General features: G+C 50.6%; 25 protein-coding genes, 1 pseudogene and 1 other annotated feature. Of the genes and pseudogenes, 13 read left to right on the top strand and 13 right to left on the bottom strand.

Annotated elements, in window-relative coordinates:
- Positions 1 to 92: 92 nt before the first annotated feature.
- Entirely contained in the window at positions 93 to 572 is a 480-nt protein-coding gene (locus DFP97_RS18645) for a hypothetical protein (protein WP_114381692.1), read from the bottom strand.
- A gap of 135 nt (positions 573 to 707) precedes the next feature.
- Between DFP97_RS18645 and DFP97_RS31625 the strand changes: the two genes are divergently transcribed.
- Complete coding sequence (locus DFP97_RS31625) at positions 708 to 959, top strand: hypothetical protein (RefSeq protein ID WP_245976383.1); 252 nt, start codon at positions 708 to 710, stop codon at positions 957 to 959.
- Positions 850 to 1,185 carry an HAD family hydrolase gene (locus tag DFP97_RS31620; protein ID WP_342773285.1) on the top strand — a complete coding sequence of 112 codons (336 nt, stop codon included), beginning with the start codon at positions 850 to 852 and terminating at the stop codon, positions 1,183 to 1,185. The genes DFP97_RS31625 and DFP97_RS31620 overlap by 110 nt, the downstream gene beginning before the upstream one ends.
- A gap of 5 nt (positions 1,186 to 1,190) precedes the next feature.
- Here the strand turns inward: DFP97_RS31620 and DFP97_RS18635 are convergent, their stop codons facing one another.
- The 3 genes from DFP97_RS18635 to DFP97_RS18625 all read right to left on the bottom strand — a co-directional run bounded on the left by DFP97_RS18635 (position 1,191) and on the right by DFP97_RS18625 (position 2,802).
- Positions 1,191 to 1,610 carry a DUF1284 domain-containing protein gene (locus tag DFP97_RS18635; RefSeq protein WP_114381690.1) on the bottom strand — a complete coding sequence of 140 codons (420 nt, stop codon included), beginning with the start codon at positions 1,608 to 1,610 and terminating at the stop codon, positions 1,191 to 1,193.
- A gap of 104 nt (positions 1,611 to 1,714) precedes the next feature.
- Positions 1,715 to 2,233: a DinB family protein gene (locus DFP97_RS18630; protein ID WP_114381689.1), complete on the bottom strand. Its 519-nt coding sequence runs from the start codon at positions 2,231 to 2,233 to the stop codon at positions 1,715 to 1,717.
- A gap of 71 nt (positions 2,234 to 2,304) precedes the next feature.
- Positions 2,305 to 2,802: a helix-turn-helix transcriptional regulator gene (locus DFP97_RS18625; RefSeq protein WP_342773284.1), complete on the bottom strand. Its 498-nt coding sequence runs from the start codon at positions 2,800 to 2,802 to the stop codon at positions 2,305 to 2,307.
- Positions 2,803 to 3,026: 224 nt separating this feature from the next.
- Here DFP97_RS18625 and DFP97_RS18620 point away from each other — a divergent pair.
- Positions 3,027 to 3,761 (top strand): annotated as a pseudogene (locus tag DFP97_RS18620) (glycoside hydrolase family 88/105 protein); the annotation flags it as partial.
- Between the two features lie 71 nt (positions 3,762 to 3,832).
- On the opposite strand, the gene DFP97_RS18615 reads toward DFP97_RS18620, so the two are convergent.
- Positions 3,833 to 4,555 carry an amino acid ABC transporter ATP-binding protein gene (locus DFP97_RS18615; RefSeq protein ID WP_114381688.1) on the bottom strand — a complete coding sequence of 241 codons (723 nt, stop codon included), beginning with the start codon at positions 4,553 to 4,555 and terminating at the stop codon, positions 3,833 to 3,835.
- Entirely contained in the window at positions 4,548 to 6,047 is a 1,500-nt protein-coding gene (locus DFP97_RS18610; RefSeq protein WP_114381687.1) for an ABC transporter substrate-binding protein/permease, read from the bottom strand. Before DFP97_RS18610 ends, DFP97_RS18615 begins: the two co-directional genes overlap by 8 nt.
- Positions 6,048 to 6,292: 245 nt before the next feature.
- On the opposite strand from DFP97_RS18610, the gene DFP97_RS18605 reads away from it, so the two are divergent.
- The 4 genes from DFP97_RS18605 (at position 6,293) to DFP97_RS18590 (ending at position 9,283) form a co-directional block, all read left to right on the top strand.
- The gene (locus DFP97_RS18605; RefSeq protein WP_114381686.1) at positions 6,293 to 6,616 is read left to right on the top strand and encodes a hypothetical protein; all 324 of its coding nucleotides are present in this window, start codon (positions 6,293 to 6,295) and stop codon (positions 6,614 to 6,616) included.
- Positions 6,586 to 7,416, top strand: coding sequence for a membrane protein insertase YidC (gene yidC, locus DFP97_RS18600; RefSeq protein ID WP_114381685.1), 831 nt, complete (start codon positions 6,586 to 6,588; stop codon positions 7,414 to 7,416). The genes DFP97_RS18605 and yidC overlap by 31 nt, the downstream gene beginning before the upstream one ends.
- Positions 7,417 to 7,434: 18 nt before the next feature.
- Positions 7,435 to 8,259, top strand: coding sequence for a sugar phosphate isomerase/epimerase family protein (locus DFP97_RS18595; RefSeq protein ID WP_114381684.1), 825 nt, complete (start codon positions 7,435 to 7,437; stop codon positions 8,257 to 8,259).
- Between the two features lie 151 nt (positions 8,260 to 8,410).
- Complete coding sequence (locus tag DFP97_RS18590; protein ID WP_114381683.1) at positions 8,411 to 9,283, top strand: polysaccharide deacetylase family protein; 873 nt, start codon at positions 8,411 to 8,413, stop codon at positions 9,281 to 9,283.
- Between the two features lie 87 nt (positions 9,284 to 9,370).
- On the opposite strand, the gene chrA is transcribed toward DFP97_RS18590, so the two are convergent.
- From chrA to chrS, 3 genes are read right to left on the bottom strand one after another with little or no spacing between them, the layout of a single operon-like run.
- Positions 9,371 to 9,916 carry a chromate efflux transporter ChrA gene (gene chrA, locus DFP97_RS18585; protein ID WP_114381682.1) on the bottom strand — a complete coding sequence of 182 codons (546 nt, stop codon included), beginning with the start codon at positions 9,914 to 9,916 and terminating at the stop codon, positions 9,371 to 9,373.
- Positions 9,903 to 10,541 carry a chromate efflux transporter ChrB gene (gene chrB / locus DFP97_RS18580; protein WP_281270983.1) on the bottom strand — a complete coding sequence of 213 codons (639 nt, stop codon included), beginning with the start codon at positions 10,539 to 10,541 and terminating at the stop codon, positions 9,903 to 9,905. Before chrB ends, chrA begins: the two co-directional genes overlap by 14 nt.
- The gene (gene chrS, locus DFP97_RS18575; protein WP_114381681.1) at positions 10,542 to 11,024 is read right to left on the bottom strand and encodes a chromate efflux transcriptional regulator ChrS; all 483 of its coding nucleotides are present in this window, start codon (positions 11,022 to 11,024) and stop codon (positions 10,542 to 10,544) included.
- Between the two features lie 242 nt (positions 11,025 to 11,266).
- Between chrS and ggt the strand changes: the two genes are divergently transcribed.
- From ggt to DFP97_RS18560, 3 genes are read left to right on the top strand one after another with little or no spacing between them, the layout of a single operon-like run.
- Positions 11,267 to 12,847, top strand: coding sequence for a gamma-glutamyltransferase (gene ggt / locus DFP97_RS18570; protein ID WP_245976379.1), 1,581 nt, complete (start codon positions 11,267 to 11,269; stop codon positions 12,845 to 12,847).
- Positions 12,820 to 14,079, top strand: a complete 1,260-nt coding sequence (locus DFP97_RS18565; protein ID WP_342773283.1) for an amidase — start codon at positions 12,820 to 12,822, stop codon at positions 14,077 to 14,079. Before ggt ends, DFP97_RS18565 begins: the two co-directional genes overlap by 28 nt.
- Positions 14,080 to 14,095: 16 nt before the next feature.
- A complete protein-coding gene (locus tag DFP97_RS18560; protein WP_114381678.1) occupies positions 14,096 to 14,956 on the top strand; it encodes a fumarylacetoacetate hydrolase family protein in 861 nt (286 codons plus the stop codon).
- Here the strand turns inward: DFP97_RS18560 and DFP97_RS18555 are convergent.
- On the bottom strand, positions 14,937 to 15,884 hold the full coding sequence (locus DFP97_RS18555) for an RNA polymerase sigma-70 factor (protein ID WP_114381677.1): 948 nt from the start codon (positions 15,882 to 15,884) through the stop codon (positions 14,937 to 14,939). The two genes, DFP97_RS18560 and DFP97_RS18555, sit on opposite strands and share 20 nt — an antisense overlap.
- Positions 15,874 to 17,181, bottom strand: a complete 1,308-nt coding sequence (locus tag DFP97_RS18550; RefSeq protein ID WP_114381676.1) for a phytoene desaturase family protein — start codon at positions 17,179 to 17,181, stop codon at positions 15,874 to 15,876. Before DFP97_RS18550 ends, DFP97_RS18555 begins: the two co-directional genes overlap by 11 nt.
- Positions 17,182 to 17,319: 138 nt before the next feature.
- Between DFP97_RS18550 and DFP97_RS18545 the strand changes: the two genes are divergently transcribed.
- Positions 17,320 to 18,021, top strand: coding sequence for a pirin family protein (locus DFP97_RS18545; protein WP_114381675.1), 702 nt, complete (start codon positions 17,320 to 17,322; stop codon positions 18,019 to 18,021).
- A gap of 86 nt (positions 18,022 to 18,107) precedes the next feature.
- Positions 18,108 to 18,434, top strand: coding sequence for a hypothetical protein (locus DFP97_RS18540; RefSeq protein ID WP_114381674.1), 327 nt, complete (start codon positions 18,108 to 18,110; stop codon positions 18,432 to 18,434).
- 125 nt (positions 18,435 to 18,559) lie between these two features.
- On the opposite strand, the gene DFP97_RS18535 is transcribed toward DFP97_RS18540, so the two are convergent.
- Positions 18,560 to 20,239: a glutamine--tRNA ligase/YqeY domain fusion protein gene (locus tag DFP97_RS18535; RefSeq protein ID WP_114381673.1), complete on the bottom strand. Its 1,680-nt coding sequence runs from the start codon at positions 20,237 to 20,239 to the stop codon at positions 18,560 to 18,562.
- 73 nt (positions 20,240 to 20,312) lie between these two features.
- Positions 20,313 to 20,565, bottom strand: a binding site (T-box leader).
- A gap of 141 nt (positions 20,566 to 20,706) precedes the next feature.
- Positions 20,707 to 20,838, bottom strand: a complete 132-nt coding sequence (locus DFP97_RS18530; protein ID WP_114381672.1) for a DUF4023 family protein — start codon at positions 20,836 to 20,838, stop codon at positions 20,707 to 20,709.
- A gap of 124 nt (positions 20,839 to 20,962) precedes the next feature.
- Between DFP97_RS18530 and DFP97_RS18525 the strand changes: the two genes are divergently transcribed.
- Complete coding sequence (locus DFP97_RS18525) at positions 20,963 to 21,436, top strand: hypothetical protein (protein ID WP_114381671.1); 474 nt, start codon at positions 20,963 to 20,965, stop codon at positions 21,434 to 21,436.
- Positions 21,437 to 21,516: the final 80 nt, after the last annotated feature.

The raw sequence follows: 21,516 nt of genomic DNA, 5'->3' as shown, positions 1-21,516 counted from the left end.
TTGTCTGTTCTCACTCATGTCGGACACCTCTTCTGTTCCTTATTGTTTATTATCTAGTGCTTCCAATGAGGTGTCCACTTTCCATGCTAGCATCACTTTTTCTTCATCTTATGTAAAAAAATGATTAACAAAATCGGTGCTACATTTATGATGACTTGAGTATTCTGATCCATCATAGATTGGATAAATAGTTGGAATCTACCGTAAACAATGAAATCCAACCCAAATGGTGATTGAGCGTCTCCTAGTACGAGCTTGGGATTCAATAATATACCGGCGATAAATGTGTATTGGAACCCAGTAGCGGTTAAATTAACGACTTGAAGATATTGGTTGATCAGTGAAGAAATTATTCCAATCTTCTGATTGGCTAACAGCGTCACTCCAGCGAAGATGGATAAGGAAAACAATACAGCACCAAGCAGTATCGCCATATTATTATTTAAAGAAAAAGGATTTTCGCCATTTACGGAAATCTTAATAATGGAGTTAAATATATAAAAGATAGCAAATCCGACTAATCCGCCAATGATTTGGTAAATACCTATGAAATATCTTAATACTTTTTTCAAATATTAGCTCCTAACTATTCCACGGAATAATTTATTGTTTTGAATTTTGAGGGTCTATTCAATCCAGTATCATGGAAATGATTAACTACTAAAAGGGAGGCGAACAAACTGCGCCCCAAAGCCATATTATTCGATTTGGATGACACGATCATTGCTTTCGAGCATGGCGTTGATCTGGATGCTTGCTGGAAAAAGGTGTGCCGAGAGCATATTGAAGGTTTGGATGATTCGAGAACGGATGAAATCGTAGGAGCTATTAAGGATCGGGCAAAATGGTATTGGAGCGACGCGGAAAGGCATCGAATCGGGCGTCTCGATCTGGAGAAAGCAAGAACGGAAATCGTCGCTGTGGCACTGGAAGGAGGAATTCGGTGTCGGCAAGCCTGATCCAAGCATTTACCATCATGCCGTCAACCAGCTTAGTGTCAAACCTGAAGAAGCATGGATGGTCGGAGACAATTTTGAATGGGAAGTGATTGCTCCTCAGCAAATAGGCATTAAAGGGATTTGGATCAATCTCAAAGGGATTAATACGGCCTCCTTCCATCAAATTCAACCCTACCAATCGATAAAAGCGATCAACGAACTCGTGCATGTGTTGAACCGAATCTAACTCATTTAGGCTCCCACCTTAGGCAATGGCCGACCGTCAATAATAAATCCGACGCCTTCTTGGCAGACGCCATACTTTTCCCACGGGCATGAAGCACACAAATGACTAATGTCCGAAGGGATCATCTTCTCCGCTACGCGGCTGCATATATTGTGCCAGCTGTCCCGGTCATTAGGAGCAAGTCCCAGCTTTGTCAAAATCGCCGCATCCTGATGATAAACGGTTCCTTCGCAATGGTTTGTTTTGTCTGTCGGATAGGCGCGGCAAACGTCATCGGGACCGGTTATAATTTCGATCTCGGTTTCCGGCTTGTTCCGCAGCGTTTCATAGATGGCTGTCATGTTCGCACAAAAATCAGCAGAGTAACCCATGCCGCGGTAACCTAGCAGACAGAGCAAATGATGGCCGCGCAATCGGATTGTCATAGCAAGTGATGCCTCCCTACACTGCAAATCAAAAAGATGTTAACCATTTTATCATAAGAACAGGTTTACATATAGATGGGTTTTGCAGTATAGGATCTTCCGCTTTATTTAACTAGATACTTCTCCTGAATAATGCTCAAATGATGAAGCTCATGACCGGCGTTAATGTAGGCCAGCGCTCTTGCAGATATAGCACTGTCGTTGGCGATGCCCATTTTAGACCATGCCTCGTCGGACAAGCCGCGCAATAAGGTAAGAGTAGCACGGCGAACGGACACATAGTCCTCGATGACCTGCGACAATGTCCATGATTGAAATGGCGCTTCCTTCATATAATCATCCTGGTCGTAACCGGGAAGCGGCGTCTTGTCGCCTCGTGCTATACGGAGCAAACGATAGCTCATTACACGTTCATTATCTGAAATATGGCCGATTACTTCCTTCAATGACCATTTTCCGGGTGCATAACGATAGCTTGCCTGCTCTTCCGTAATGGATGAAAATAAGGCAATGGAGTGCTCTGTTTGTTCTGCAAGGATATCCGTTATGCTGCCATCCCCCACTAAACTAACATATTGCTCCTGATAAGAGGTGTATTCAACGTTTGTTGGTCGTTGCCGCATGCATGAAGCCTCCTTTTCTTTTTGGAAAAGTATAGCATATTGCCCGCATTCATCAAGCGCTATTTGCACAGCTACCCGCTCCGCTTCTTCTCGCGGTATTGTCCCGGCGTAATGCCCTCCTGCTTGCGGAAGGAACGGATAAAGTTTTGCGGATTGTTGTACCGAAGCTTCGTGGCAATATCCTTGATCGCCATCTCGCTGTCCGACAGCCATTTCTTTGCCATCTTGAACCGGTACATCGATAGATACTCGCTGAATGAATAATTCGTTTCCTTGCGGAAAACGCTGCTTAAGTAATTGGCGTTATAATGCAGCCGCGACGCGCATTCCTCCAAAGTCAGATCGGTATCGTAATGATGCTGCACGAGGTCGATAATTTGCTCGGAAATGTTGTGGTACTGCGCTTCTTGTCTGTCCTTGAAAATTTTGATCATCGGATAAACGACATTCGTCCAGAACCAATCCTCTATTTCTGCCGCCGTATGCAGCTCGAGCAGCTCCTCGAGCAGCGATCCCTTCATCGGGTGAATTTGGTTGAGACTGACACCCGACTCCTGCATGACGATCATGCGGCGACAGCTCAACGGAGAATACAGCATGCAAAAATTGCATCAGCAGCTCCTTCGATTTATCCTTCTCTGCCATCTTAATCGCATCCATCAGCTCATTCTCGATATGACCCGGGTAGTTTAAGTTCAAGTAATGCTTGCCTGCAATCCGAATTGCGTCAGCTTCTCCGGGATGTCTCGCTTATGATTGCTGACCTAAACAACCCGACTTTGAATCCACATCGGAAGGCGGCTTCTGGCACAAGGACAAATACCCCTACAATATGTGGCTGGACGGTCTGTATATGGGCGGCGTTTTCGCTTTGAAATATGCGAATGCCTACGGCGAGACAAGCTTGCGCGATATGGTGCTCCAGCAGGAGCAGCTGATGCGGCGCTATATGAGGGACGAGAAGACGGGACTGTTCTACCACGCATGGGATGAGAGCCGCCGGATGCCGTGGGCCGATCCCGAGACAGGCTGCTCGCCGGAATTTTGGGGCCGTTCGCTCGGCTGGTATGGCCTCGCGGTAGCTCAGTTTCTGGATGAAATAGCGGAAGGCGAAGCCGGACGCGCCGGGCTCGAAGCATCGCTGGCCGATTTCGCGCAGGCGCTGGCTCGTTACCAGGATGCGGATAGCGGACTGTGGTATCAGGTAGTGGACAAAGGACATTTGGCGGACAATTGGCTGGAAACGTCATGTTCTTGCTTGTTTGTCTATACGCTGGCTAAGGCATACAAATTTGGTCTAGTCGGTGAGGAGTGCCTGGAAGCGGCGAAGCGAGGTTATAACGGCTTGATTCGGGTGCTCCAGCAAGACGGGCAGGGAAGGTTCATCCTGCCGGATATTTGTATCGGAACCTCGGCCGGCGATTATGAAAACTACGTCACCCGCCCGACCAGTCAAAACGACCTGCACGGCGTCGGCGCCTTCGTGATGACGTGCGTCGAGATGCAGTCGCTGCTCGATAAAGAGTAGGGTTTAATGAAAAAAAGCTCTGCGGCCGTTCCAGCCGCAGAGCTTTTGCTTAAAATTTATTATCAACCCAGTTACAGCACCTGCTCCAGAAACCGCGCGGCGCGTTCGCTTTGCGGCTTGGTGAAAAACTGCTCCGGCTTCGTCCGTTCGACGAGCTTGCCGTCATCGAGGAAGTAGATCGTGTCCGCCGCTTCGCGGGCAAACTTCATTTCATGCGTCACGATGAGCATCGTCATGCCGCTGTCCGCGAGGCTGCGAATGACGTTCAGCACTTCCTTCACCATCTCGGGATCGAGTGCCGAAGTCGGTTCATCGAACAGCATGATGTCGGGCTCCATCGCGAGACTGCGGGCGATAGCAACACGCTGCTTCTGACCGCCGGACAAGCGGGACGGGTAGCTGTCCGCTTTGTCTGAAAGGCCCACGCGTGCAAGCAGCTCCTTCGCTTTCTTGCGCGCTTCTTCAAGCGGCATCCCTTTGACCTGGGTCGGCGCGAAAGTAATGTTGTCGATGGCAGTCATATGCGGAAACAGATGGAAGTGCTGAAACACCATTCCGATACGCTGCCGCACGCGGGCTATATCGGTTTTCGGATCGGTGATCGCAGTCCCGTCAATCGTAATAGCGCCGGAAGTCGGCGTCTCAAGCATATTCAAGCAGCGCAGAAAGGTGGATTTGCCGGAGCCCGAAGGGCCGATTAGCGCAACTACCTCTCCGCGTTCTACCGTTGTTGTGATTCCTTTAAGTACTTGATTTTTGCCGAACGTTTTGGTTAAGTCGGTTACATTAATCACTGCGGCGCAGCCTCCTTTCAAGCTTACGGGCGAACGAGGTTAAAATGAGCACGAGTACATAGTAAATCGCTGCGATGAACAGCAGCGCTTCTAACGAGCGGAACTCGATCGACCGCACAACGTCAGCGCGCCGCATCAAGTCGGTTACGCCGATAACGGACACGAGCGAAGATTCCTTAAGCAAAGCAACGCATTCGTTCACGAGGGCCGGCAAAATATTACGCAGAGCCTGCGGGAAAATGATGCGGATCATCATCTTGCGGTAAGGGACGCCGAGCGCTATAGCGGCCTCGCGTTGACCTTTATCGACGGCCAGAATACCGCCGCGGATCGTTTCGGACAAATAAGCGGCAGAGTTAAGACCGAATGCAAGTCCTGCTGCCATTAGCGCAGGTATGTCGTAATTGAAAAGCTGCGGTGTCGCGAAATAAATAATAGTAAGCTGAACAAGCAGCGGCGTCCCGCGGAATACCGATGTATAAGCAGTAGCGAACCACTCGAGCGGCTTGATGCCGGATATTTTGAATAACGACAAAATCGTTCCCCACACAAGGCCGAAAAGCGCTGACACAAGCGTAAAGAGCAGTGTCACGTAGACACCTTTTAGAAGGTAGGGGATATAACCCTGCAATACACTAAAGTCGATGTTTAGCAGCCTATTGGACTGTTCCTTCTCATCGGAAAACCACTTTTGAGTGATTTCCTCAAGCTTGCCGTTTTCGGCCATTTCCGCCAGCACGCCGTTAAAATCGCTAACGAGCGCCGACTCCTTCGGAAACGCGATGGCATAGCCATTCTCAGCGGAGTCCGCAGGAAGGAAATGCATCGTCAAACCGGGGTTCGCGTTCGTCATTTCGACGGCGACAGCATCCTCTACGATGGCAGCATCGATGCGGCCGGAATTCAACTCTTGGATAAGATCGGGAATTTTGTTCAGCTTCTTGAGCTCTGCGCCTTCAATCGTTTCAGCGTACAGATCCTGCGTAGAGCCTAGCTGTGCCCCGACCCGTTTGCCTGCAAGCGACTCTTCCGATTCAAGCGGCGCAGACTTCTTGGATACGATCGTATTGCGGGCAGCGTAATAGAAGTCGGAGAAATCGACGTTTTGCCTGCGCTCGTCCGTTGCGGACATAGCGGACATAACGAAATCGACCCGACCGGTTTGAAGCGCGGCAATGAGGCCGTTGAAATCCATGTTTGCGATCTCAAGTTCATATCCGAGCTGGCTGGTGATATACTTGGCTATATCAATATCTAAACCAATGATTTCACCGTTGTTTTTCGCGTCTACACTTTCATAGGGCGGATAATCGGCCGACGTGCCCATCACGAGCTTCTTTTTCTGGCCTTCAGCCGGAGCATCGGCAGCGCTTGCCGCGCTTACCGTACGAGAGTCATTTGCTCCCAGTGGCAACGCTTGTCCAATAGCCAGAAACAGAACCACGAAGGCGATGAGCGAAAAATAAATGACTTTCAGCTTTTTTCTGTTCATATTGTCCTCTTTCTTTTAATCTCAGTTTCTCTACAACTTAGAAATTATATGATCTCGTCTATCCATTTGTAAATAACCAAGTAGAACGATTTTATTGCGGCTTCCATAACTGGTTAAGAATTACTGTTATTGTATCCATAAGCAAGGGAATCTATTTTCTTGGGAAAAGTACGGTTTGGGCGAAACGGCGCTTAGCGTGCATCGTATAACAAGAAAGATTCTAATAAGGAAGGGAGGTGAATACATTGTTCGAGCTTGAGCTGCATGACGTCATACCGTATTTGTTTTCCATTAGCTTGCTTTACACCTTGGCTTACGCCTATGCCTCGCATTTACATTCAGGGGCATCTGAATATTGGGAATGGAATCAAGTCGTAAGCATCCTGTTTATTGCACTGCCCCGCGTGCTTATCCGTACCGTTCCGATTCATCATTGGCTAGCCAGAAAAGTAAAAAGAAAAGAATCGCCCGATGACGACATAGCAGACTGCTCCGCCTCGTTTGCCCAGCTATTTTCAAACAAACGAGGAGGATTTCTATGCAAAAGAACAATGTATTCCCTTCATTAAAATATGGACGTATGATATTAGCCGGTATGCTGCTGGCTTGCTTGCTTCTCGTAAGCGGCTGCAGTACGGCGAGCGGAACGATCGACGGAAATACGCCGGGCGTGTTTAACCACTATGTCATTTATCCGCTCTCTGCTGTTCTTCAATACCTTGCCGGCATGTTCCACGGCAACTACGGTATCGCGATAATCGGTATTACGCTCATCATTCGACTGGCGTTGTTGCCGCTCATGATGCGTCAATATCGCTCTCAGCATCAAATGAGGCAGAAGATGACGGTGCTGCAGCCGGAGCTTAAGCAGCTTCAGGAGAAGTTCAAAGGGAAGTCGGATACGGAGTCCAAGCAGAAGCTGCAGCAGGAGACGATGCAGCTGTACCAGAAGCATCAGGTCAATCCGCTTGCGATCGGCTGCTTGCCGATGCTCATTCAGCTGCCGATTTTGACGGGCTTGTATTCCGCGATCAAGCTGACGCCGGAGCTGGCCGGGCATTCCTTTCTCTGGTTCCAACTAGGCGCGCCGGATATTGTGCTTCCTATTTTAGCGGCGGTTGTTTATTTTATCCAATTCAAGGTTTCGCAGACGACGCAGCCGGGGACGGATTCCGCGCAGCTGAAGCAGCTTGCTTTTATGGGGTACTTATCCCCGGTTTTAATGGGCGTATTTGCTTTATCTGCTCCTGCTGCCATATCTCTGTACTGGGTGACGGGCGGTTTGTTCATGATTGCGCAATCCTATCTAGCCAAAAAAGTGTATCCGGCGCCGAAAGTGCAGGAAGTCGCGCTTAAAGGCGGCGCATAAAACGAAGGAGACGATCAGATGTCAGTCGGTGTATTAGCTCATTTATTCGGGAGTTTGCCATACAAGGAGCTTGCTCCAAAAGTAGCGGCGGGCGGCTTCAGCCATGTACAGCTCGCTTTGTGGAAAGCAATTAGCGATGTCGATTTCAGCAAGCCCGGCAATTTGAGTCCGGGCCTTGCGAATGCAATTGGCGAGCAATTCGATAAGCATGGCGTTGCGATTTCGGTGCTCGGCTGTTATGTCCATTTGTTCGACCGCAACGAGGAGCGGCGCCGCCAAAACGCCAATCGTTTTAAGGAGCTGCTGCGATACGCGAAGTTTTTCGGAGCGCCTATGGTAGCTGCGGAAACCGGGCGGAATGAAGGCGATGAGTACACCGCTCGTGATTGGTTGATAATGAAAGAGACGCTAGAGGAGCTAGTGGAGGAAGCAGAGAAGTGGGGCGTATTTATCGGGCTGGAAGCGGCAAGCGGGCATTTGATCGGTACAGCGCCTGAGCTTGCGCGGATGCTGGAGGAGGTTCCTTCCTCCAATATCGGCGTCGTGCTCGACCCCGGCAACCTGCTGACGGCTGAAAATTTTGCGCGGCAAAATGAAGTGATCGAGCAAGCGTTCGAGCTGCTTGGCGACCGTATTATCGCGGCCCATGCGAAGGATCGTTTTCTGCTTGAGGACGGCAGCCTAAGTACGGTGCCTGCCGGATTCGGTACGATGAATTATGAGCTGTACATGAAGCTGCTTAATCAATATAAGCCGCACGCTTATATCATCATGGAGGAAGCGAAGGAGCATCAAATGGCGCAGTCCAAGGCGTATATTGATGAGATTCGCGGGCGGGTTTAACTTTAATCAAAAATCAAAAAACAGCTGACCACGGAGAACGAGGATCCTCCCGGGCTAGCTGTTTTTTTGTTTTCTTTAAATGTATAGAGAATGGTTTTTTTGAAACTCTATGTAGTGGTTTAATTCCAGCTGTAAGGAGAAAAGAAATCAGATGAAGAAGTTACGATTAGTTGCTATTGCATTTGGCTGTATACTGACGTTAACCGCTTGTGCGCAAACAGACGGGAATCAAGCACGGACGAATGAAAATCGGAATTTGACCGAACAAAAACAGCTGGATGTTGGAGAAAACAAACGTATACGGCAGCTGCAAACTGACGACGATACCCCGAAACTTACAGATGGTTCCGAGAAGACTTTCCGAAAGGCCGATTCCCTGACGCTTGAAGATTTGCGGAAAAAATATTCAAGCACATTTCTGTTGAATGGGAAAACGGACAGAAGAGAGGTAGCGCTCACGTTTGATGACGGTCCTGATGCGGAGTTCACGCCCCGTGTGCTTGACGAACTGAAGAAAGCAGGCATTCACGCCACTTTTTTTGTCGTAGGCAACCGGATCGAGGCTAACCCTGAAGTATTCCAAAGAATAATTGATGAAGGTCATGCCGTAGGAAATCACACTTACAACCACCCTAAATGTCCGAAGCTTTCGGATGCCGAATTTCAGGAACAGATTATCCGTACGGATAAGATCATTCGCTCCTATGTGGGCTATTTGCCTTCCCTTTTCAGACCGCCATACGGGGCCATTAGTGAAGACCAGATTTTATGGCTGGCCGGAAATCACAAGAAAGTGATTAATTGGAATGTCGACTCATTGGACTGGAAAGGGTTAAACGCCGATGAAGTCTATACGAATGTAATGACTCAAACGGGAACGGGAAGTATTATTTTACAGCATTCCGCAGGAGGGCAAGGCGAGGATCTGACCGGAACGGTAGAAGCTATTTCCCGCATTGTCGAAAAGCTTAAACAAGATGGCATCAACTTTGTGACGGTCCCCGATATGATCGATTTGAAGTAACGGCAGAAGCGGGTTCAGACTGCGCCGGAGATAAAGGACCTTCATCCCGATAAGAGATCTTAACGGGATGAAGGTCCTTTTTAACAGCTACAGCACATTCAAATGGGGAATCACGAGTCCGCCATACGCGAAGGCGACAACGATTACGATTGCCGGATGGATCTTGCGGAACTGCATTGCCCAGAATGCGAAAGCTGCTATGATGAGCGATTGGATAATGCCGATCGATTCAACGGAGCTTTCGGCCATTTGCCAGGTTAGGAGCAGCATCATGATGGCGATGACCGGCTGCACGAGCAGCGTCATTCCTTTGACGACCGACGATTGGCGATGGCGCTGCAGCACGTTGAGCAGAAGGATCAGCGCTGCTGCGGATGGAATGATCGTTGCCGCCAAAGCAACAATCGAACCGACCCAGCCGCCGACGTCGTAGCCAACGAACGCGGCGATCTTCGTTGCGATGGGACCCGGGAGCGCGTTACCTAAAGCCAGTATATTTGAAAATTCGACGGGTGTCGTCCACTCGTGATTGGTTACGATTTCCCGGTACATAAGCGGAATCGATGCCGGCCCGCCGCCATATCCAAGCACGTTGGCAATAAAGAATCCGATTATTAAATTAATCCATTCCACGCGTTACGCCCTCCTTGTGCTGCACTGTTTGCTGCTGCTTCCGCTGCTTTCGCCGCTGAAGGGCGGCAACTGTCCGCAGGTGAAAAGCGCCGTAGCCGAGGAATAAAATAATGACGATAGCAGGGTGGATACGAATGCCTTGCAGCAGTCCGAAAGCTAAAGCGAAGAAGCCGAAGCCTACGTATTTGCCCAGTCCTTTGACCGCCCGTTCGCCGAATTCGTAGGCCATCATGCCGAGCATGACGGCAATGACGGGCGTTACCGCGCCGATCATCCCTTGTATGAAAGCGGCGCTGCTCAAATACTGTACAAATGTCAGCAGCAAAATCATCGCTATACCGGAAGGGACGATATGTGCGAGTACCGATACGATTGCTCCGAGCGTACCTTTCTCCCGGTAACCAAGGTAAGCGGCCATTTTCGTGGCGATCGGGCCCGGCAGCGCATTCGCTAAGGCCAGTATTTCTCCGAATTCCTCGTCTTCCAGCCATTTATAATTCGTAACAGCCTCATAACGTATTAATGGAATAACCGAGGGTCCCCCTCCATAGCCGATAATTCCCGTCTTCATCATCGCCCACGTTAGCTGCATGTAAGAGTTGTCCATCCATTTGCTTCCCAACATCTACAGCCTCATCCCCATTCGGCTCTTATAGCGGTTTATAAGCACCTGGCAGTCGACGCTCATAATGCCAGGTAACGTATACAGCTTCTCTCTAAGAAAGAGCTCCATCTCCTGATTGTTGCGGAACAGCCCGTGCATATGCAATTTGCTCGGCCCCGTCATATGGTAAAGGCTTGTGACAAAAGGTTCCGTGGACAGCTGATCGGCAACGGCATGCAGATGCTTAGGCTCGACTTCTACGTTAAAAAAGGCGGATACGTGAATACCGATTTTCTCCGGATTGATGACTGCCGTGAACCGTTCGATGACGCCTGCATCCATTAATGCGTTAATTCTGGCTTGGACGGCTACACGTGATAATCCGATTTCCTTTGCCAGGTCTGTGTAAGAAATCCTACCATTAAAATTAAGGGAAGAAATGATTTTACGATCAATATCGTCGATTTCTATTGTCAATTGTTCTTCAGGCGGTTTGGATTGCACTTGCGGATCATCTCCATTTCAGTCGGATCTTATTTCAAGGTGTCTTGTAATATCGGATTTTTATTACCATATGTATAAATATATACACAATAACATTCGTTTTCAATACAATATATGAAAAATGGTTACATTTTAGTTGCCTATCATCTAGCGGGGTGGTATTTTAAAGTTAGAGAATGGTGTTAGGTAATCTATCATTCGTAGCAAATGCTTGTTTGTTAAAACTTTTTAGGAGTGGTGCTGTGAAACAGTCCGTAGTAGGTACCAAAGCAATGGTAGTCAGCCCGCATTATTTAGCTACGGCAGCAGGTGCGCGCATTTTGGAGCAAGGCGGTAATGCGTTTGATGCCGCTGTCGCGGTCAGCGCTTGCCTGGCAGTCGTTTATCCGCATATGACGAGTCTCGGAGGAGACTCCTTTTGGTTAAGCTATCACCAGTCGGATGGAAAGGTTCGGGGCTACAATGCGAGCGGCAGATCCGGATATAAAGCTAACATAAGCGCTTACGCAGGCTCGGCAGCCATTCCGAACCGGGGAATTGGCAGCATCGTGACAGTGCCCGGCATGGTTGACGGCTGGGATGCGGTTCATCGTGAATATGGACGCTTGGACTGGGCGCGGGTGCTTGCACCGGCAATCGGCTATGCGGAAAACGGATTTCCGATGTCGAAGGACCAATTCAACAATACGGTGCACAATGAAGCGGTGCTTGCCAGGACGCTTGAGACCGCGGATATTTATTTGCCCGGCGGGCAAGCGGAAAAGCCCGGTGAACGCTTCAAGCAGCTTGCGCTTGCGAAGACGCTGAGGCGGCTTGCGGAGTTTGGGCGCGATGAATTTTACAAGGGTGAGACGGCTAAGGAGATAACGTCTTTCCTTCAGCGGAATGACGGACTGCTTACGGCTGACGACTTCGCTGATCATCACGGCGATTGGGTAACCCCGGTCGAGGGCTCTTACAGAGGCTATTCCCTTTATCAAATGCCGCCGAACTCGCAGGGCTTTTCCGGCATTATGGCGCTTCATATTTTAGAGCAATTTAATTTAAGCGGAATCGAGCACGGCTCCCATGACTATTATCAGCTTTGTGTAGAAGCGCTCAAGCTGAGCTTCCGCGACCGGAACAAATATTTATCCGATCCCGCATTTACGAACGTGCCGCTAGAGCGGCTTTTAGACAAAAATTATGCCGCAAATCTTGCTGCTTCCATTGAATTAAACCGCGCCTCCTCGGAGCAGTCGGAGGTGCTTGGCAGCGATACGGCTTATGCAGCGGTCGTTGACGGGGAGGGGAATTCCATTTCCTTTATTCAGAGCTTGTATTTTGAATTTGGATCGGGCGTCGTTGCCGGAGATACAGGCGTGCTGCTGCAAAACCGCGGCTCATTCTTCTCGCTTGACCCGAACCATGTAAATAGCTTAAAGCCGGGCAAAAGAACATTCCACACGTTAATGCCGGCAATAGCGTGCCGTGACGGAAAACCGGCCGTGCTCTACGGCACGCAGGGCGGAGAGGGACAGCCGCAGACGCAGACGGCTATTTTCACCCGCATGATTGATTACGGGATGGATCCTCAACAGGCCATTAACGAGCCGCGCTGGGTGTGGGGCAGGACGTGGGGCGAACCGACGCAGGAGCTGAAGGTGGAAGGGCGCGTTTCCGCCGGTGTGCTGGAGTCGCTGGCGCAAGCCGGGCATCTGGTGCGTAAAGTGAAGGATTTTGACGGTATTATGGGGCATGCGCATGCCATTATGCGGGATGAGCAGGGCTTCCTGCAGGGCGGATCGGACCCGCGGTGCGACGGCGCGGTGATTGGCTGGTAGATACGATTGCGAGCGGGATAGAGGTGAATATAGAAATGAAACAGAGCTGGAACGCTTATGCGAATGAGCATATCGTTATTGAGCCTGGGAGCAGCGGCAGCTTGAGCGGGAAGTCGTTTGCGGTTAAGGATGTGTTTGATATTGCGGGCTATACGCCGGGTGCGGGCAATCCGGATTGGCTGCGGACGCACGGTCCGTCGGCTCGTCATGCAGCCGTAATCGAGCGTTTGCTCGGCAGTGGCGCAAGGCTGGAGGGAACAACGATAACGGATGAAATCATGTACAGCATTAACGGTGAAAATGCCCATTACGGCACGCCGGTAAATCCGAAAGCGCCGGGACGTATTCCCGGAGGGTCTTCGAGCGGCTCGGCAGTTGTCGTATCGGCTGGATTGGCAGACTTCGCAATCGGCACCGACACGGGGGGCTCCGTTCGTGTTCCTGCTGCTTATTGCGGCATTTATGGTATGCGTCCAACGCACGGGGTTGTTGATGTTAGCGGACTCATACCGCTGGCGCCGAGCTTCGACACCGTGGGCTGGATGGCCCGTGATGCACAGACGCTGCTTGATGTCGGCCGTGTTTTATTAGATGAAAAGGTGTCTAACGGAAAACGGGAAGGCTTTTCCCGTTTGATTTTCGCACAGGATTTATGGGAGCTGCCGGACGAACACTCTAAGAATGTTTTGCTGCGCTTCTTCCCAATGCTGCAATCATTAGCTGGGGTTCATGAGGAGGTCGTCCTGGCGTCGGAAGGGCTGCGGGAGTGGATGAATGCTTTTCGAGTGATTCAAGGGCTGGAAATATGGCGCGAGCATGGCGGATGGGTTACGCGCGAGCAGCCGTCCTTTGGACCTGGTATCGCCGAGCGATTTGCTTGGGCAAGCACGCTTAAGCCGGAGGAAAACAACGAAGCATTTGCAAGGCGGGACCGGGTGCGGGTAAAAATGGAGGAGCTGCTTGGCGGCGATGCCGTCCTTGTCGTACCTACCGTGCCAGCCATTGCTCCGCTGCTGCAATTATCGGGAGCGGAAGTCGAAAAGCGCCGCGTACAAACGTTAGAAATGAGCTGTGTCGCAGGTCTGGCGGGACTGCCTCAAGTAACCGTACCTGTTATCGGCGAGCTTGGCTGCCCGATCGGACTATCATTTATTGCAGGGCGTAATCAAGATTTGAGGCTGCTGGAATGGGTGGCTAATGTCGTGGATGACCGAATGAAACAAATGGGTTAAAAAGGAGCTTAAACCGATGAAGCTGTCTACCCTAAAAGTAAACGGGAAGGAGCTTGCCGCGCTTGCGGGCGAGGGCGGGCTTGTCTTGGTAGAATCGATCAATGAGGCAGAAGGCACGGGCTGGAGCACGGAGCTGTTTGAGCTGATCCGGCTGGGCGAACTGGAACAGCTGACAGAATGGTATAACGGCGGAGGCAGGGAGAAGCTTCGCCAATTGATGACGATTCCTTATACGGAAGCTTCGTATGGACCGCTTTATCGTCAGCCGCGCAAAATTTGGGGAATCGGGATGAATTACGTGAAGGATGCAGCCGAGCTGGCCATGGCAGATCCGAACGACGAGCCGGTTAGCTTCATGAAGCCGGATACGAGTCTGATCGGGCCGCTCGATGCGATCCGGATTCCTCCTGAGGCCGGGAAAATTACAGCGGAAGCGGAGCTTGGCATCATTATCGGCAAGACGTGCAAAAACATTAAGGAGGCGGACGTATACGATGTCATCGCAGGCTACACAACGACAATCGACGTTACGGCCGCCGATATTCATGCCAGAAACCCGCGTTACTTAACGAGAGCCAAAAGCTTTGATACGTTCTTCAGCTTTGGGCCGCAGTTTATAACGAAGGATGAATTTCCGGATCCACTGGAGATCAAAGTGGAAACCGTCATTAACGGCGAGGTAGCGCACTGCAACAAGGTGTTCAACATGAAGTTTCGCCCATCGTTTGCCGTCGCCTTTCATTCGCAGGTGATGACGCTGCTGCCCGGAGATATTATTATGACCGGCACCCCGGGAGCGGTCGTCATCCGGGACGGCGATATGGTGGAGTGCCGCATCGATCACTTCGAGCCGCTGCTTAATCCCGTTCGGGATTAGTTGAAGGCTGCTTCGGCTGAAGATGCCGCAGTTTATCCGGATTAGCGACGATATAGACGGAAGCGATAAGGCCGGCTTCGATACGGAATGACAGGACCGTCAAAGGCCGTCCTTGCTCGAAGGTAACGATGCCGGGCTGGCCGTTCACATTGGTCAATTGAACGGAGAAGCCTTCCGGAAGCTTTGTAAGCAAGCCGGCAAAAAAACGGGAAATGCGGTCGGCGCCTTCTACTGGGCGTACGGCCGCTTTTACTTTGCCGCCTCCGTCAGAATAAAGGATGGCATCCTCGGCAAGGAGGCTTAGCACCTTAGGGATGTTTCCTGCTGCGAGAGCGTGCAGAAACTGCTCCACAATAAGGCCGATTTTGCCGCCCGCTGCCCGGGCGGTTGCAGCCCGTTCGGTTTGCTCGCCCGTTGTACTCTCGTGAGCCGACATGCTGCGTTTCGCCCGGTGATAAATTTGCCGGCAGTTCGTGCTGCTTTTTCCAACCATATCGGCAATTTCGTCGTACTCGTACTGCAGCGCCTCGCGAAGCAGGAAGACGGCCCTTTCCACGGCTGAAAGCTGCTGCAGCAGCAGGACATAAGCGATGGACATCGATTCCTGCTGCAAATAGCGGGCGGCAGGATCACCGAAGGTTTCGTCTGTGTCCCCGGTAAGCAGCGGTTCGGGAAGCCATGGTCCGACATACACCTCGCGCTTCTGCCGTGCCGAACGAAGCCGGTCAATGCAGCGGTTTGTTACGATTTTGCAGAGATACGATTTCGGATTCCTTATGGCAGACAGATCGGCATTATTCAAGGTGATGAAGGCATCGTGAACCACATCCTCCGCATCCATTACACTGCCCAGCATGCGGTAAGCATGTGAAAATAATAGAGGCTTATAGGTCGTGTACCACTGCTCGCCGGCCGAATCATACGACATGATATACGTCCTTTCTTGTTAACTGCTGGAGCAGGGCGCCGGCTGCACGCTTGCCGCTGGCGGCAGCGGCGTCGGCAAGCAGCTCATTGTGGCCGGCCCAATCGCCCGCGACATACAGTCCGAGGATTTCCGGGACGGCGGGACCGGGCTGCGGAACGGTACGGCCGATATGCGCATAGTCGTGGGCGACGGTAATGGCAGGCAAATACTGGCGGGCGACGACCTCCTGCCGCCAATTCGGATGCAGGATATCCATTGTTTGTTCCAGCAGTTTTTCATCTGATTTAGAATCGTTTCCGGAGATGTCGTTATACTTAATGAGATGCACAACTATTGTACCATTTTCTGTTAGTTTTGCGACTCTGGAATGATTCGAGAAGAAGACAGGCTGGTCGATGCCGAGCGCAAAATGGCGGTTTGCGACAGGCAGCTTCTTTAGGCATAAATCAAGGCACGCCGCCATAATCGGACGCGCTTCGTTCACCCACCGCGCGATCACGGTCTGATCCGCATCCCGGATCAGTCTGCGTAAATCCGTGGGCGGTATGGCGGCGATTACCTGGTGGACGTTTATGGTTTCGCTAGTTTCGCTGCCTGTGAGCTGAAGGCCGGTTACGGCTCCGTTAAGCTGAGAGATTTCAACGACATTTGAATTTTGCTTAATCGCTACGCCAAGCCGAATAGCGTGATCGCGCAGTTGATCGATGATCGTCTGCCACCCGCCGTCGATATAAAGGACGCCGCTCTTCAGCGCCCGCTGCACCTGCTGCAAGACAGGGCCGATTAATTGGTAATCGATATCCCTAGAATAAGTGGATGTGCGGAAGATAGCATAAACGATATGGCGAACCATAGGATTATGAATGGTTTGCTCCGCCCATTCACGCAGGCTGATTCGTCCGAGCGTATTTGGGTTTATTTGACCCAGCTTAGCCATCAGCTTGCCAAGCTCGACCTTGCCTCGCCACGACAAGAGCCGCGATGACAATAACGTGAGCGGATCGCCCGGCAGCGGAACCGCTTTGTTGTTCCAGATTGCCGCTCCGCTTCCTTTTGGAGATCCGCCCGGCAGCTTCAGCCCGTACTCCTGAAAAATAGAATAAGCCTCGCCTTCCTTATAAAGCGCATGCCCTCCGAGATTGAAGCGGGCTCCATTTTTATCGATCGTAATCGCCCGTCCTCCCGCTTTGCTTGCTTTCTCCAGTAAAACGACCTGCTTGTTTGCCTTTGCCAATTCGATAGCGGCTATTAAGCCTGCTATTCCGCCGCCGATGACGGCTGCATCGAATGTTTGCATGCGCGTTTCATCTCCTTTTTTGGAACGTGATACAAATAAGACGTAGAGGCATGCGATCGTGTGACAACAGCTTGCTTGGAAGTTGAAAACCTGCTATAAATAAGTAAGTAAATAAACAGTTGTTTGGAGGAGAGACTTGTGATCAAAGTATTTCCCGCTGCTTCGCGGTATTCGGCAGATCTCGGCTGGCTGCGAAGCCATCCAAGCTTCTCATTCGGTGAGTATTACGACCCGAATCGAACGGGCTTTAGTGTAATGCGCGTATGCAATGATGATTATTTGGCTCCGGGAAGAGGCTTTGGCGCTCATCCGCATAGCGATATGGAGATTGTATCGATCGTATTGAACGGTCAGATTAGGCATGAGGACAATCTAGGCAACTCTGTCGTATCCTCATTTGGAGAGGTACAGCGGATGTCGGCCGGCAGCGGCGTCATTCACACGGAATTTAACGCATCGGCCGAGGAAGAGCTGAGGCTGCTGCAGCTATGGTTCATGCCCAAGGAGCGAGGGGTGACGCCATCCTATGAGGCTAGCCGCTTTGACACCGGTAAGCTGCATAACGCGCTTCTGCCGGTTGTATCCGATGAGTCATCGGAGCAGGTTGCGTGGATCGGCCAAAATATGACGATTTACTTGAGCAAGCTGGAGCAGGGAAAGCAGCTCTCATACGCACCGGGCTCGAAGGACCGCAAGCTGTTTCTTTATATCATAGAGGGTCAGCTGGGCGCGCATGGCGAAACGTTGGCTGCAGGAGATACGGCGCATATCGAGCAGGTGAGCGATCTGGAGCTTACAGCGGCAGAGCAGGCATTTTTTATGCTCATTGATTTGCCGTAAGCTTCAAAGTAAGTTTGCATTCGCAAACTTTAGGCATACGCTTTAGAAGTAAGTTTGCATTCGCAAACTTTTAAGGAGGGGACCACTTGAAACAAACGCTTCTTGTTAAGCACGCGGTGGGCGGGCGGATGTTCATTGATTCGGACAAACAAGCTGTTCCATATTCAGTTGTTCAACACGGAGAAGGATGGAAGTTTACGGTCAGCATTCCATGGAGCGGGGCGATTGAGGAGCTGCTGGCGTGCAAGAATGAGCTGAACGTGTTTATTTTCCAGGAGTTTGACGATCAACCGACGCTGAAAACCTGGTATTACGTCAAAGATGGCTCCGTCGAGTACGATTCAGACCAAGCAAGCTTGACGATTATTGCTGACTCGAGGATTGAATATTATCCTCATCTATACTCAAGTTAAGCAGCTTGGTCTCATAGGAGGCTGTCGGCACATTTCGGGTCGATTAGTTCTCCGTTCTCCATACGGGGGCGGGTGATGCCAGCGCAGCTGGCACCACCCGCAAACGTATGGATAAAAACATCGGCTCATCTTTTATTCCAAGTATCTTTCAACGGTACGATGCGGTTAAATACGAGCCTGTCGCCGGTTGTGAGCTTCGTATCTACGCAAAAGTAGCCATGGCGGAAAAATTGGAATTTTTGTGCTATACGCGCATGCCGGGTGAAAGGCTCCAGCAAAACGTCCTTTACGATAACAAGCGATTTCGGGTTGATCCTATCAGTCCAATCCTTGCTGTCGTCCTTCGGAATGTCCTGCTCCAGCAGCAGCTTATCATACAAATGAACTTCAGCTTTTACGGCGTGCTCCGCAGAGACCCAATGGATCGTCCCTTTCACCTTACGCCCTGTAAATCCGGTACCGCTCTTCGTGAGCTCGTCATAGGTGCAGCGAAGCTCCGTAATTTCGCCTGTTTCCGGGTCCTTGATCACTTCCTCGCACTTGATGAAATACGCACCCTTCAGCCTTACCTCGGCATTCAGACTAAGCCGGTGAAAGCCCTTAGGCGGCTGCTCCATAAAATCGTCCCGCTCGATATAAATCGTTTTGGAAAAAGGAACCTCTCTTTTCCCCAGCATCTCGTTTTCACTGTTATTTTCAATCATCAACAGTTCCACGTCATCTTCCGGATAGTTGGTGATGACGACCTTTAAAGGCTGCAAAACAGCCATGACGCTAACCGTTTTTTCTTTTAGATCCTGTCTGAGGCAATGGTCCAGCAATGAGATGTCTACCGTACTTTGGGTTCGGATGCTGCCAATCTCCTCAATAAAGCCGCGTATGCTTTCCGGCGTGAAGCCTCTTCTTCTGAGGCCCCGGAGCGTCGGAAGCCTGGGATCATTCCAGCCGTCTACGTAACCTCCTTCTGCCAGCTGCCTCAAAAACCGTTTGCTAGTCACAACACCCGTTAAGCTCAGCCGGCCGAACTCCCTTTGCCGCGGAGGCTCAGGGATACCAAGCTCCTTTAAGACCCATTCGTACAAGGGCCGGTGGTCCTTGAATTCGATTGAGCATAAGGAATAGGTGATGCCCTCAATCGCATCTTGAATAGGATGAGCAAAATCGTACATCGGATAGATGCACCAGTCAGTTCCCGTCCTGTAATGCTCAGCATGGATAATTCGATAAATAACAGGATCACGCAGATTTAAATTGGGCGAGCCCATATCGATTTTGGCGCGGACAACCTTGGAGGATGCCGGGTAGGCGCCATTTTTCATTTTCGCAAAAAGCTCCAGGTTCTCCTCGACTGACCGGTTTCTATAAGGGCTGTTCCTGCCCGGCTCCGTCAAAGTCCCTCGATACTCCGTTACTTCGTCCGGCGCCAAATCACAGACATAGGCCTTTCCATGCTTGATCAAGGTGACGGCGGCGTTATAGATTTCGTCAGAGTAGTCCGAACCGTAGTAAATATGATTTCCCGGATCGTAGCCGAGCCACTTGATATCCTCGATAATCGCGTTTACATACTCGATATCCTCTTTAAGAGGATTCGTGTCGTCAAAGCGTAAATGAAACGTTCCGTTAAAGCTTTGTGCTATTGTGTAATTCGTGTGTATGGCGTAGGCGCTTCCTATATGGAGATAGCCATTGGGCTCGGGAGGAAATCGCGTGCACATGTCCCTGCCGAATGCTCCAGCTTCAAGCTCCTCACTGATCAGTTTAAATAAAAAGTTGCCGGTTTGACGCTCCTTCTCAATATCCAATGTCGACTCCTCCTAATGAATGTGATAAGCGGTAAATCAGCACAAAAAAAACTTCACCTCCAAGACCTCGTGTCTTGGGGACGAAATTTTCGCGGTACCACCCCATATTCATTAATATGTCGCCATATTAACCTCTTCAAGTACGGCATTGCAGGCAATGCTTATACTCTAGCTCTATAACGGGAGCTCCCGTCACGCCATCCCCGCCCACGGTTCCGGCATGCTGCTCAGAGGCTTGGTTCGGGGAAAAGCTCTTTGCTCCTTTTCAGCTGCCGGAGCTCTCTGTGCAAGAACGTTTTCCCTACTCTTCTCATCATCGCGTTTGAATATTGCTTAAATGATAACAAATAATTCCCTTTTTTGTAAACTCTCATTATCTACAGCGCTGGTACTCGCCATTCCCTTGAAAAGAAAACGGCTGACCCGCTATCAGCCGCAGCTGCTTGCGGGACAGCCGCCGTATTCTCTTATTTGTTCGTACTGTGCTGTTTGTTGGCCATTCTTTCTTGTGGGTCGCCATTACCTCTGCGCCGTTTATTCCGTTCCGCTTTACGCTGCGTATCGTGTACCTTATCGACAAACTGCTTGGTGCTCTCCATATCCTCATCCTCCTTCCGCTGTGCTTCCTTAATTAGAATATCCGAAAAAATGAAAAATCAGGCGTATTCGATATATTTTTGTTAAAATAGGCAGAACGACTTAACGAGCGGAGTGTGGTAAGCCATGTTTAGATTAATTGCGCGGGCGCAGCTGCGAGAGGGTCTCGAGGCGGAAGGGGCGGCAGCCGCCAAACAGGAAGCTGCGGTACTTCAGCTCATCCGGCAGGGTGAAATTATGACTGCGGGATGCTTCATGTGGAAACGCAACGTGTTTATTTATTGTGAATGCGTGCACCGCATGATCGGACCGGAGGAGCTGGTGCCGGATATGGCGCCCTATCTGGAAGAGTGGCCGGGCCAGCCGGACAAACGGAAATGGATTCCGATGATGGATGTGTTTCATTTCAACGAACCGGCAGGCTACGATCACTGGCTGCGTAAAGGAGAAGTCGAGCGGCGGGTGGGCCGGGTTGCGCCTTCGAATTGGAGCGATTCCCGAATGGACCTGCATTTTCAGCCTTGGGAGGACGGGCATCTTTATTTTAAGCCGGTGGAGCAGCTGTTTGCCTGCTACTGCGGGGATCTGTTAAATAAATAAATTCCATCACATGGTATTTGCCTTTTATGGACATAATATGGTACGATAGAAGCAATTGCAAGCTTGCAGCAAGCGCCACA

The organism is Paenibacillus prosopidis (assembly GCF_003337375.1).
Lineage (GTDB): Bacteria > Bacillota > Bacilli > Paenibacillales > Paenibacillaceae > Pristimantibacillus > Pristimantibacillus prosopidis.
This window is presented reverse-complemented; position numbering and strand designations above follow the sequence as displayed.